At 73.4% G+C, this 12,523-nt stretch carries 3 protein-coding genes and 1 pseudogene; all 4 read right to left on the reverse strand.

Annotation, left to right across the window (positions count from 1 at the left end; genetic code table 11):
* Nucleotides 1-8: 8 nt before the first annotated feature.
* A complete protein-coding gene (locus tag IE182_RS09810; protein WP_190109310.1) occupies nucleotides 9-1,271 on the reverse strand; it encodes a cytochrome P450 in 1,263 nt (420 codons plus the stop codon).
* 3 nt (nucleotides 1,272-1,274) lie between these two features.
* Nucleotides 1,275-4,670, reverse strand: a complete 3,396-nt coding sequence (locus IE182_RS32925; RefSeq protein WP_506417122.1) for an SDR family NAD(P)-dependent oxidoreductase — start codon at nucleotides 4,668-4,670, stop codon at nucleotides 1,275-1,277.
* Nucleotides 4,668-11,096, reverse strand: a pseudogene (locus IE182_RS32930) (SDR family NAD(P)-dependent oxidoreductase); the annotation flags it as partial. The pseudogene IE182_RS32930 and the gene IE182_RS32925, both read right to left, overlap by 3 nt.
* A gap of 201 nt (nucleotides 11,097-11,297) precedes the next feature.
* Nucleotides 11,298-12,506, reverse strand: a complete 1,209-nt coding sequence (locus tag IE182_RS09845; RefSeq protein ID WP_190109311.1) for a cytochrome P450 — start codon at nucleotides 12,504-12,506, stop codon at nucleotides 11,298-11,300.
* Nucleotides 12,507-12,523 lie beyond the last annotated feature (17 nt).

The raw sequence follows: 12,523 nt of genomic DNA on the forward strand, positions 1-12,523 counted from the left end.
ATGGCCGGTCAGAGTTGGAAGGTGATCCGTTCGGTGTCGAGGCCGCGGACGACCACGTGCCTGCGATAACTCAGTGAGTCCTCGTGCACGTGGAAGCCGCGCAGCCGGCGAGCCAGCTCACCGAACACGATCTCCGCCTCCAGCCGGGCCAGGCTGCTGCCGAGGCAGTAGTGCGCGCCGGCGCCGAAGGCGAGGTTCATCACGGCCGGCTTCCGGTCCGCGATGAACCGACCCGCCATCGGGTGCACCCGCTCGTCCCGGTTGCCGGACGCGAGGACCAGGGTGACCACCGAGCCCTCGGGGATGTCGATGCCGTTGATCCGGTCGGACCGCAGCGCGACACGGCCGGTCAGCATGATCGGGCAGTCGTAGCGCAGCGCCTCGCTGACCACATCGCCGACGATCGCCGGGTCCTGCCGGAGCAGCTGGAACTGCTCCGGGTGGCGCGACATCGCGAGCAGGCCGTTGGTGATCAGGTTCGTGGTGGACTCGTGGGCCGCGGTGAACACGGTCACCACGACGTTCGTCACCTCACGTCGGCTCAGCCCGCGCCCGTCCTCCTGCGTGGAGAGCAGGCTGGAGATGAGGTCCTCGCCGGGCTTGCGGCGGCGCTTGTGGATGAGGTCCGCGAAGTAGCCGTGCAGTTCGGTGGTGGTGCGGACGATGCGGACGAGTTCCTCGCGGTCGAACATCGCCGTGGAGCGGAAGCTGGCCACCAGCGTGGGCAGCTCCGTGGACAGCGCCATGTCGCTGGACCACTCCCGCAGCATCGGGATGTCCTCGCCCGGGATGCCCAGGAGAGTCGCGATGACCCGCAGCGAGAGCACCGCGGCCAGGTCCTGCACGCCGTCGAACTCGCCGTCGGCCAGGCAGTCGCGGAGCAGTTCGTCCACGATCTCGCGAATCCACGGCTCGAAGCGCGCGGTGATCCGTGGCGTGAATGCCTTGCTGACCAGGTTCCGCTGCCGCCCGTGTCCGGGATCGTCCATGAAGAAGATCGAGTTGAGCACCGGCTCGTCGCCGCGGTCGCCGAAGAGTTCCCGCATCCCCGGCGCGTTGAACGTGTCACTGCCCATGGTCGTGTGGCTCTTGAGCACCGCCATACAGGCGGCGTGGTCGCTCAGCAGCAGGGAACCGTCCGACGTCCACATCGGACCTTGCTCTCGCCACCGCTCGAACAACGGGTAGGGGTTCGCGAGCACCTCCCGGTCGAGCAGGGCGTGCAGCGGGTTGTCGAGCGCGGTGGCCGGTGGGCGGCTTGGCACTGACATGGGCTAGCTCCTCTCCGTGACACGGCCGGCAGTGCGACCGGTGTCCGATGTCGCATCGCCGAGCACTCCGTCGATCAGCGTGAACATCTCGTCGTCCGTGGCGTCGCTCAGGTCGGGCACCGCGGCCTGCTCGTCGGCGGGGCCGTCCTCCTGGCTGCGCAGCAGTCGCCGCAGTGTCGTAGTGATCTCCTCGGGGACGGGCACGGACGGAGGCCGCCGGAGCAGGGCCGCCTCCAGCTCCCTCAGGCGGTCCAGCACGACCCGCTCGGCCGGGTCGCCCTCGTCGACACCGAGCGCGTCGCCGAGGTACCGGGCCAGCGCGGCGGCGGTGGGATGGTCGTAGACCGCGGAGGCCGCCAGCGGCACTCCGGTGTCCGCGCCGAGCAGGTTGCGCAGCCGGACCCCGGCCAGCGAGTCCAGGCCCAGCTCCTGGAACGGCCGGTGCGCGTCCAGGTCTCCGGCCGGCCGGCCCGAAACAACGGCGACCCGGGCGGTGACCAGCTCCAGCAGCACCGACGACCGCCGCTCCGGCGCGGTGGCCGCCAGTCGTTCCCGCAACGCGCTCGCGGGTTCGGGCCCGGTGTCCGCGCCCACACCCGGCAGTTGGGAGCACAGGCGCCCTGGCCGTGCGGCGGCGAACCGCGGCCAGTCCACGGCACCGACCACGTACTGCGCCGCACCGCCGGACAGTGCCCGCTCCAGCGCGTCCAGCGCCCGGTCGGCGGGCATCGGCGTGGCGCCGCTGTCCGACCGCGGGCCGACGGGCCAGGACGTGGTCATCCCGGTGTCCAGCCAGGGGCCCCAAGCCAGGCTTGTCGCGGGCAGGCCGCCGGCCTGTCGATGGGCTGCCAGCGCCTCCACGACGGCGTTGGCCGCGGCGTAGTTGCCCTGCCCCGGCGAGCCTGCGGTGCCGGCCAGCGAGGAACACAGCACGAAGAAGCGCAGCGGATGGCCGGCGGTCAGCTCGTGCAGGAACCGCGCGCCATCCGCCTTCGCCGCGAACACACGCGCCAGCCGGTCCTCGGACAGCCCCTCCAGCACCCCGTCGTCAAGCACCCCGGCGGCGTGCACCACGCCGGTGAGCGACCGCCCGGCGAGCAGCCCGGCCAGCGCCTCGCGGTCCGCCACGTCGCAGCCGGCGATGTCGACCTCGGTACCCAGTGCGGTGAGTTCGGCGCGCAGTTCCGTCGCGCCAGGGGTGTCCACGCCCCGGCGGCCGACCAGCAGCAGGCGGTCCGCGCCCCGGGCCGCCAGCCGGCGGGCGACGTGCGCGCCGATGCCGCCCAGCCCCCCGGTGATCAGTACGGTGCCGATGGGCTCCGTCGTGGCGGGTTCGGTGCGGGGCACCGGAACCAGTCGCCTGGCGTGCAGCCGCCCGTCCCGGATCGCCATCTCGTCTCTGGCAGCCAGCGCGGCGGGCAGCGCGGCCAGGTCCTCCACGGCCGGTCGCAGCGACAGGTCCACCAGGCCGCCGTGCAGCCGGGGCGCTTCCATGCCCACGACCCGGAGCAACCCGCACACGGCGGCCTGCTCCGGATGCGGCACGGTGTCCGCCGTGCCGGCTCGCACGGCGCCGCTGGTGACCGACCACAGGGGCGTGTCCGCGCCTCTGGACAGCAGCGCCTGCAGCAGCGCCAGGGTGGCGGCCAGGCCGGTCGGCACCCGCGGCCTGTCCGAGCCCTCGGCCATCGCCAGGAGGGACACGATGCCGCCGCCCGGCAGGTCGGGCAGCAGCCGGTCCCAGTGCTCGCCGTCCACGGCGTCGCCGCGCACGATGCGGGTCCCTCCGCCCAGCACGCCCGCCACGTCCTCGGTGAGCCGGTCCCAGTCCGCGCCCGGCGGGGCCACCACCAGCCACGGCCCCTGCGCGTCGGCGACCGGGCCGGGGACGGGCAGCAGCGGCCACTCGACACCGTGCAGCAGAGGGTCGGCGGGGGCCTCCTCGTCGTCGGGCAGCCAGAACCGCTGCCGGGTGAACGCGTAGCCGGGCAGTGGCACCGCCCGCCCGCCCGCGCACCAGGCCGCCCAGTCCACGTCGACCCCCCGGGTGTGCGCGGTCGCCAACGCCGTCAGCAGGCCGTGCACCTCATCGGCGCCCTGCCGTAGCACCGGCAGGAAACCGTCCCCGCCCAGCGCCTCCTGACCGAGCGCGCTGAGCGTCGCGCCCGGTCCCAGCTCCAGGTAGGTGCTGGTGCCCGCCGCGTCCAGAGCGCGCAGGCAGTCGTGGAAGCGCACCGGTTCCCGCGCGTGCCGGACCCAGTACTCCGGGTCGCAAAGCTCTTCGGTGACCCGTGCCCCGGTCACCGAGGACACGACCGGAATCACCGGTTTCCGGAAGTCCAGTCCGGCCAGCACCTCCCGGAAGGGGTCCAGAACCGGGTCCATGTGGTGGGAGTGGAACGCGTGCCGCACCGCCAGGCGGTGCACGTGGGCCACCCGCTGCGAGATCTCCCGCAGCGCGTCCGCGTCCCCGGCGAGCACCACCGAGGCGGGCCCGTTCACCGCGGCCAGCGCCACCCGGTCCTCGTGGCCGCGCAGCAGTTCCGGCACGTCGGCTTCCGGTACCTGGACCGCCACCATCGTGCCCTCGCCACCGAGTTCGCGCATCAGCCGCCCGCGCGCGGCCACCAGCGTGCAAGCGTCGGCCAGCGAGAACACGCCCGCGGCGTGCGCTGCGGCGATTTCGCCGACCGAGTGCCCGGCCACCGCGTCCGGCCGCACCCCCATCGTGGTGAGCAGCCGGAACACCGCCACCTGAACCGCGAAGACCGCCGCCTGCGCATGGTCGGTGCGTTCCCCGGGTCCGTCCCGGAGGATCCCGGCGAGCGGGCGGTCCAGCAGCGGGTCCAGCTCGGCGGCGATCTCCTGGAGGGCCGCCGCGAACACCGGCACCCGGTCCCGGAGCGACGTGGCCATGTCCGCGTACTGCACGCCCTGGCCGGGGAACAGGAACGCGGTCGCGCCGTCGGCCGCCACTCCGGTACTGCCGGTCCCCGCTCGCAGCGCGGCGGTCAGCTCGCCGGTGTTCGTGCCGAGCACGACGGTGCGGGCACGCAGCCGGGCCCGCGTGGTGGCCAGCGAGTACGCCACGTCCAGCGCGGACGGCGAGCCGTTCCCGTCCTCGTCGGTCAGTCGGCGGAGCAGGGCCTCGGCCTGCGCGGGCAGCGCCTCCGGGGTGGCCGCGGAGAGCACCCACGGGATCAGCGGCGGAGCCGCGGCGGTCGCCGGCTCCGGTTCGGGCACGGGCTCGGGCTCAGGCTCGGGCACGGGCTCGGGCTCAGGCTCGGGCTCGGGCTCGGGCTCGGGCTCGGGCTCCGGTTCGGGCACGGGCTCGGGCTCCGGTTCGGGCACGGGCTCCGGTTCGGGCACGGGCTCGGGCTCGGGCACGGGCTCGGGCACGGGCTCGGGCTCGGGCTCGGGCTCGGGCTCCTCCAGGATCACGTGCGCGTTGGTGCCGCTGAGGCTGAACGAGGACACCGCCGCCCGGCGCGGACGGCCCACGCGCGGCCAGTCCACCGGCTCGTCCAGCAACCGCACCGCGCCGTCGTCCCAGTTCACGTGCGGGCTCGGGTCGTTCAAGTGCAGGGTCGCGGGCAACCGGCCGTGCCGCATGGCCAGCACCATCTTGAGCACACCCGCCAAGCCCGCCGCGGCCTGGGTGTGCCCGAGGTTGGACTTCGCGGACCCGACCAGCACGGGCCGCGCCCGGTCCTGCCCGTAGGTCGCCAGCAGCGCGGTGGCCTCGATCGGGTCGCCGAGTGGGGTTCCGGTGCCGTGCGCCTCCACCGCGTCCACCTCGTCGGGCGCCAGGCCCGCGACGGCCAGCGCGTCCCGGATCACCCGCTGCTGGGCCGATCCGTTCGGCGCGGTCAGCCCGTTGGACGCGCCATCGGAGTTGAGTGCCGAGCCGCGGAGCACGGCGAGCACCCGGTGGCCCCGTTCGCGCGCGGTGGAAAGCCGCTCCATCACCAGCAGGCCGGCGCCCTCGCTCCACGCGGTGCCCTCCGCGGCCGCGTCGAACGGTTTGCACCGGCCATCCGGGGCGAGCACCCCCACCTGGGAGAACTCCACGAACAGCGTCGGCGTGGTGAGCACCGTGATGCCACCCGCCAGCGCGACCGTGCACTCACCGGCCCGCAGCGCCTGCGCGGCCTGGTGCATCGCCACCAGCGCGGAGGAACACGCCGTGTCCACCGTGATCGCCGGGCCGTGGAAACCGAACGTGTAGGCCAGCCGCCCCGACGCGACGCTGCCCGCGTTGCCGATCGAAACGTCGCCGGTGAGGTCCTCGGGCGTCCGGTGCGCGCGGCGCGCATAGTCGTTGCCCATCAGCCCGAGGTAGACACCGGTGCGGGTGCCCCGCAACGTGGTCGGGTCGATCCCGGCGTCCTCCAGCGCGTGCCAGGCCAGTTCCAGCAGGATGCGCTGCTGCGGGTCCATCGAGACCGCCTCGGCCGGGGCGACGCCGAAGAAGCCGTTGTCGAACTCGGCGATCCCGTCCAGGAAGCCGCCGTGCCGCACGTAACTGCGCCCGCCACGGCCCGGCTCCGGGTGGTAGACCTCGTCCAGGTTCCAGCCGCGATCCGCCGGGAACTCGGTGATCGCGTCCCGCCCGGCGGCCAGCAACTCCCACAGCTCGTCCACGGTGGACACCCCGCCGGGAAAGCGGCAGCTCGCGCCGACGAGCACCACCGGGTCGTCCATGTCGTGCGGGCCGGGCCCGGCAACCGGTGTCCGGCCGCCGGGTACCGCGTCGGGGAGCTGCCCGGACAGGTACCCGGCCAGGGCCGTGGGGGTGGGGTGGTCGAACACCGCGGTCGCGGGGAGCCGCACCCCGGTCGCGGCGGTGAGCCGGTTGCGCAGCTCCACCCCGGACAGCGAGTCGAAGCCGATGTCGCGGAACGCCCGCGCCGGGTCCACCCGGCGCTCCACGCCGAGCACGGAGCCCACCGTGGCCAGCACGAGATCGAGCACCGACCGCTCGCCACCGGAGACGAACACGGGCGCCGCGGCCACGGCGGCCGGCCGGGCCGCGCTCCGCCGGACGCCGAGCAGCCCGGCCCACACCGGAGCCCGCTCCGGGCCTGCCGCACGCACGTTGGCCAGGTCGAAACGGGCGGGCACGGTGCACGCCAGGTCGGTGCCCAGCGCCGCGTCGAACAGTGCGAGCCCGTGTTCGCGGGACATCGGCACGAGCCCGGTTCGCCGCAGCCGGGCCCGGTCGGTGTCGCCCAGCCGCCCGGTCATGCCGGTGTCCTGCGCCCAAAGTCCCCACGCCATCGACGAAGCGGGCAGTCCCCGCGAGCGGCGGTGCTGCGCCAGCCCGTCCAGCCACGCGTTGGCGGCCGCGTAATTCGCCTGCCCCGGCGTGCCGAGGACACCGGCCACGGAGGAGAACAGCACGAACGCGGCCAGGTCGAGGTGTTCGGTCAGTTCGTGCAGGTTGCGCGCACCCTCGACTTTCGGTCGCAGCACCGCGTTCAGCCGCTCGGCGGTGAGGGAGCGCACCGTGCCGTCGTCCAGCACCCCGGCGGCATGGATCACCGCGGTCAGCGGGCGGTGCGCGGGGATCGCCGCCAGCAGCTCGGCGAGGGCGGCCCGGTCGGCGACGTCGCACGCCACGACCGTGATCTCGGCGGTGCCGGTCAGGTCCCCGAGACCGGACTCGAGCGCCGAGCCGCCCCGCCGCCCCGCCAGCACCAGGTGCCGCACCCCGTGCTCGGTGACCAGGTGCCGGGCCAACTCCCGGCCGAGTACGCCGGTCCCGCCGGTGATCAGCACCGTGCCTCCGGCGAGGGCGGGTCGCTCCCCCGTCCGCGTTACCCGAGCCAGCCGCGGCGCGAACGCCTGCCCGCCCCGGATGGCGATCTCCGGCTCACCGGTGCCCAACGCCGGCTCCAGGGCGGAGCCGGCGTCCTCGGGGTCGCCAGGGCGGTCCAGGTCGACCAGCACGAACCGGCCGGGATGTTCGGTGCGTGCCGCGCGGACCAAGCCCCAGACCGCCGCGGCGTCGGGGTCCTGGTCGTCCTCCGGGACGATCGCGACCGCACCACGGGTCCGCACGATCAGGGGCCCGCCCGTCGCCTTCTCGTCGTCGGTGCCCAAGAACTCGCGGACCCGCGCCAGTGCTTCCTCGGGCCCGGCCACGTCCACGATCGGCCCGGCCACGTCCAGGATCGGCGCGTCCACGATCGCCGGGGCGGGCCGCCGCGCAACCGGCACCCAGTCCAGCCGGTGCAGCGCCCGGTCCACGCCCGCCGCCCCCGACCGCAGGGGCCCCACGGGCCGGAGCGCGAGCGCACTGATCGTGGCCACCGCTTCCCCCGCCGCGTCGGCGAGCGCCACGGCGAACGAGTCGTTGCCCTGCGGAGTCAGCCGCACCCGCAAGGCTGTGGCCCCGACCGCATGCAGTGCGACCCCGCTCCAGGAGAACGGCAACCTCACCGGCGCGTCCCCCGCATCCAGCAGCAACGGGTGCAATGCGGCGTCGAGCAGGGCCGGGTGCAGGCCGAACCGCCCGGGATCGACCGGCAGCTCGACCTCGGCCCAGCGCTCCGCACCGAGCCGCCAGGCCCGCCGCAACCCCTGGAAGGCCGGCCCGTACTCGTAACCTCGCTCGTCGAGCTGTGCGTACTCGCCGTCGAGGTCGATCTCCTCGGCACCGGCCGGCGGCCACTCCGTCAGGGGCGCGCCGCCGGATTCCGCGGCCCGGAGCGTCCCCGTCGCGTACCGGGTCCACGGCGCGTCCGGCGCGGACCGGGCGTACATCGCCAGCGTGCCCGGACCCGTCTCGCCGATCGCGATCTGCAACTCGGTCTCGCCCCGCTCGGGCAGCACCAGCGGGCTCTCCAGCACCAGCTCGTCCAGCACCGGCAGCCCCGCCCGCTCACCCGCGTGCAGCGCCAGTTCGGCGAACGCGGCCCCGGGCAGCAGCACGGTGCCGCGCACCGCGTGCTCGGCCAGCCAGGGGTGCCGGGTGAGAGAGAGCCGACAGGTGGCGACCAGGCCACCGCCGGCGAGCTGGACCACCGAGTCCAGCATCGGATGCCCGGCGACGGGCCCGGAGGCGGCGGTGGGCAGCATCCAGTACCGCTGCCGGCGGAACGGGTAGGTCGGCAGCTCCACACTCCGGGCGTCGTCGAACAGCCCGTTCCAGTGCACGTCCACACCGTGCACGGCTGCCTCGGCCACCGCCAGCAGGAAGCGGTCGGCACCACCGTCGTCCCGTTTCAGGGTCTCCAGCACCACGCCGCCCCCGTCGTGGTCCTCCTCGTAGTCACCGAGGATCTGCCGCACGCCGCCGGCGAGCACCGGATGGGGGCTCGCCTCCAGGAACGTGGTGTGCCCGGCGGCGACCAGCCCGCGCACCGTCGCCTCGAACTCGACCGTGGCGCGCAGGTTGCGGTACCAGTAGTCCGCGTCCAGCCCGGTGGTGTCCACCGGACCGCCGGTCACGGTCGAGTGGAAGGGAACCTCGGCCGCCATCGGAGTCACCGGCGCCAGCAGTTCGCGCAGCTCCGCACGCAGCAGTTCGACCTGCGCCGAATGCGAGGCGTAGTCCACCGGCAACAGGCTCGCCCGTATGTCCTCGGCGACCAGTGCGGCGGCGAACTGTTCGACCGCCTCGACGGCGCCCGAGACCACCGTCGAGCGCGGCCCGTTGACCGCGGCCACCGAGAGATCCCCGCCCCAGCGGGCCATCGACTCTTCGACCGCCGCTCTCGGCAGCCCCACCGACAGCATCCGGCCCGTACCGGAGAGCGCCCGCAAGGCCCGGCTGCGCAGCGTGACGATCCGCGCCCCGTCGTCCAGGGACAGCGCGCCGGCTACGGTCGCGGCCGCGATCTCGCCCTGGGAGTGGCCCACCACCGCGGCCGGCCGCACCCCGTGTGCCCGCCAGAGTCCGGCCAGCGACACCATGACCGCCCACAGCGCGGGCTGCACCACGTCCACCCGGAGCAGCGCGTCCGCGTCGGTGAGCACGTCGCGCAGGTTCCAGTCCACGTACGGCGCCATCGCGTCCTGACAGGCCGCCATGTGCCCGGCGAAGGCCGGGCTGGACTCCAGCAGTTCCGTGGCCATCCCGGTCCACTGCGTGCCCTGGCCGGGGAACAACAGCACCGGACTGGTGTCCCGGCAGGGTGACCCGACGACCGTGCCCGGTGCCGAACCGCCCTCGGCGAGCGCGTCCAGTCCGTGCACCAACGAGTCCCGGTCCCGGCCGACGACGGCGGCCCGGTGCTCGAACCCGGCCCGGCCGGTCGCCAGCGTGAATCCGGCGTCCAGCAGGCCGACCCGGTCCGGGCGGAGCCGCTCGGCCAGCCGGCCGGCCTGCTCCCGCAGTGCCTCCGCCGACCGTGCGGACAGCAGCAGCGGCACCGCGGACGCCGGTCGTGGTGCCGCGGCGGGCGCGCGCTCCGGTGCCTGTTCCAGGATCACATGGGCATTGGTGCCGCTGATGCCGAACGAGGACACCCCGGCCCGGCGCGGGAGTCCGGTCTCCGGCCACGGCGTGTCCTCCGCGAGCGGGGTGACCCTGCCGGACTCCCAGTCCACGTGCGGGCTGGGCTCGGTCAGGTGCAGGATGCGCGGCAGCACGCCGTCGCGCATGGCGTGCACCATCTTCAGGATGCCCGCCACCCCGGCAGCGGCCTGTGTGTGCCCGATGTTCGACTTGACCGAACCCACCAGCAACGAGCGCGCCCGCTGCGGGCCGTGCACCGCCAGCAGCGCCCGTGCCTCGATCGGGTCGCCGAGCCTGGTGCCCGTGCCGTGCGCCTCCACCGCGTCGACGTCCGCCTCGGACAGTCCGGCGTCGGCCAGCGCCGCCCGCAGCACCCGTTCCTGAGCCGGCCCGCTGGGTGCGGAGAGCCCGTTGGAGGCCCCGTCCGAGTTGACCGCGGTGCCGCGCACCAGCGCGTGCACGGTGTGCCCATGGCGCAGGGCGTCGGAGAGCCGTTCCAGCACCAGCATTCCGACGCCCTCGGACCAGGCCGTGCCGTCCGCCGTCGCAGAGAACGGCTTGCACCGGCCGTCCGGGGCGAGGCCCCGCAGCCGCGAGAACTCCACGAACATCTCCGGGGTCGCCATCACCGTCACGCCGCCGGACAGGGCCAGGTCGCACTCGCCGAGACGCAGTGACTGCACCGCGAGATGAGTGGTCACCAACGACGAGGAGCAGCCGGTGTCCACCGTGACCGCGGGGCCGTTGAGGCCGAGCACGTAGGCCACTCGGCCGGACACCACGCTGGAGGTGTTCCCGGTGATCAGGTACCCCTCCAGCCCGTCAGGGACGGTATGCACCCGGGGCGCGTAGTCGTGCATCATCGAGCCGGCGAACACGGCCGTGCGGCTGCCCCGCAGCGAGGTGGGATCGATGGCCGCGTTCTCCAGGGCCTCCCACGCCGTCGTGAGCAGGAGGCGCTGCTGCGGATCGGTGGTCAACGCCTCGCGGGCGGAGAGCCCGAAGAACTCGGCGTCGAAATGGCCGGCGTCGTAGAGGAATCCGCCGTGCCGGACGTAGGAGGTACCGGGCCGGTCCGGGTCGGGATCGTAGAGGGCCGCCAGGTCCCAGCCCCGGTCGTCCGGTAACTCGCCGATCGCGTCGATCCCGTCCCTGGCCACCTGCCAGAGCCCTTCCGGGACGGCTATTCCGCCCGGGTAGCGGCACGCCATTCCCACAATCGCAATCGGTTCGCCCGGCATCCGGTGCCCTCCCAGAGTAGTTTGGACTTTTTCGGCTACCATGGGCGCAAGATCATTCACCGGACTCGCGACCATCTGACCAAACGCCGATAAATCGAGGTGCATCAACATGATCAGCACCCCGGCTCATTCCACACAACACCTCCGGTCGGCCAAAATCTGGGGCTTTCACTAGAAACTTCGGCCTGTTGTCAAGAATTACCATTACCGTGACGCACAGGAGATCCCCATGGCAGGCCGCCATGTGACCGGCTCACGAACGAACTGCCTCTCCGCAACCCGGTATACGCATGGCCGACGGCCGGCGCTTTTTTGTCCCCGTCACCAAGTGACCGGGAGTGCCGATACCGAGAACCCGGAGCCGTTGACGAAGGGCAGTTCGTCGCGTGGCGTGGCCAGGCGGAGAGTGGGGATGCGCCGGAACAGAGTGTCGAGGACGATGCACAGCTCCAGCCGGGCCAGGTTCTTGCCGAGGCACTGGTGCGGTCCCGAGCCAAAAGCCAGGTGCCTGCGGTTGTCCCTGGTGACATCGAACGTGTCCGGGTCGGCGAAGGCCGCGGGGTCGCGGTTGGCGGCGGCGGACAGGGCGGCGACGCCCTCACCCTCCCGTATCAGAGTGCCGCCGATCTCGACGTCCGCCGTGGCGCGGCGAATCAGGGGCAGCTCGGCGACGGAGAAGAACCTCAGCAGTTCCTCCACCGCCGCCGGGGTCAGGCCCGGGTCGGCGGTGAGGAGGGCGAGCTGGTCGGGGTGTTCGAGGAGCGCCAGGACCCCGAGTGCGGTCATCGTGGCGGTGGTCTCCAGGCCCGCGACGACCAGGAGTATGCACAGTTCGACCATGGCCCAGCGGCCCTCGTCACCGCTGAAGAGCTGGTGGCCCGCCAGCCTGCCCAGCAGGTCCTCGGGCCGCTCGGTCATCTTGGCGGCGCACAGTGCGTCGAAATACGCGATCAGAGAGCGGAAGGACTCGGCGACGCGATCCGCATCAACGGAGTCGTGGGCCGTCAGCACCATGGTGTTGGTGGTGAACTCCTGCCGGTCACTGGTCGGGATGCCGAGCAGCTCACACAGCACCAGACCGGACATCGGCACGGCCAGCGCGGACACCAGGTCGGCGGGCCCGGCGCCGGCCAGCACATCGTCGAGCAGACCGTCGACGATGCACTGGACCTTGGGGCGCAGTTCTCGTATGCGGCGGATGGCGAACTCGCCGGCGACCGCACGACGGGCGGGGCCGTGCTCGGGTGGGTCCATCTCGATCAGCGAGGGCCTGAAGCCGGGGAACACGGCCTCGCCGACGCGCATCCACGGGAAGTCCGGGTGCGAGCGGTCGGAGCTGAACCGGGCGTCGCCGAGCACAGCACGGACGTCTTCATGGCGTGCGGCAACGAACACCGTGCGTCCGCTCGGGCCCGTCACCCTGGCCAGGCCGGGGTGCTCGCGCAGGCCGGCGTAGTCCGGTGGCGGGGAGAACGGGCAGGTCCGGGACATCGGCCAGGTCTCGGCTCGCAGCGGACTCTGGTCGTGCATGGTCACCACCTCGACTC

This window comes from Streptomyces cinnamoneus, from assembly GCF_014650495.1.
In the GTDB taxonomy this organism is placed as follows: domain Bacteria; phylum Actinomycetota; class Actinomycetes; order Streptomycetales; family Streptomycetaceae; genus Streptomyces; species Streptomyces cinnamoneus.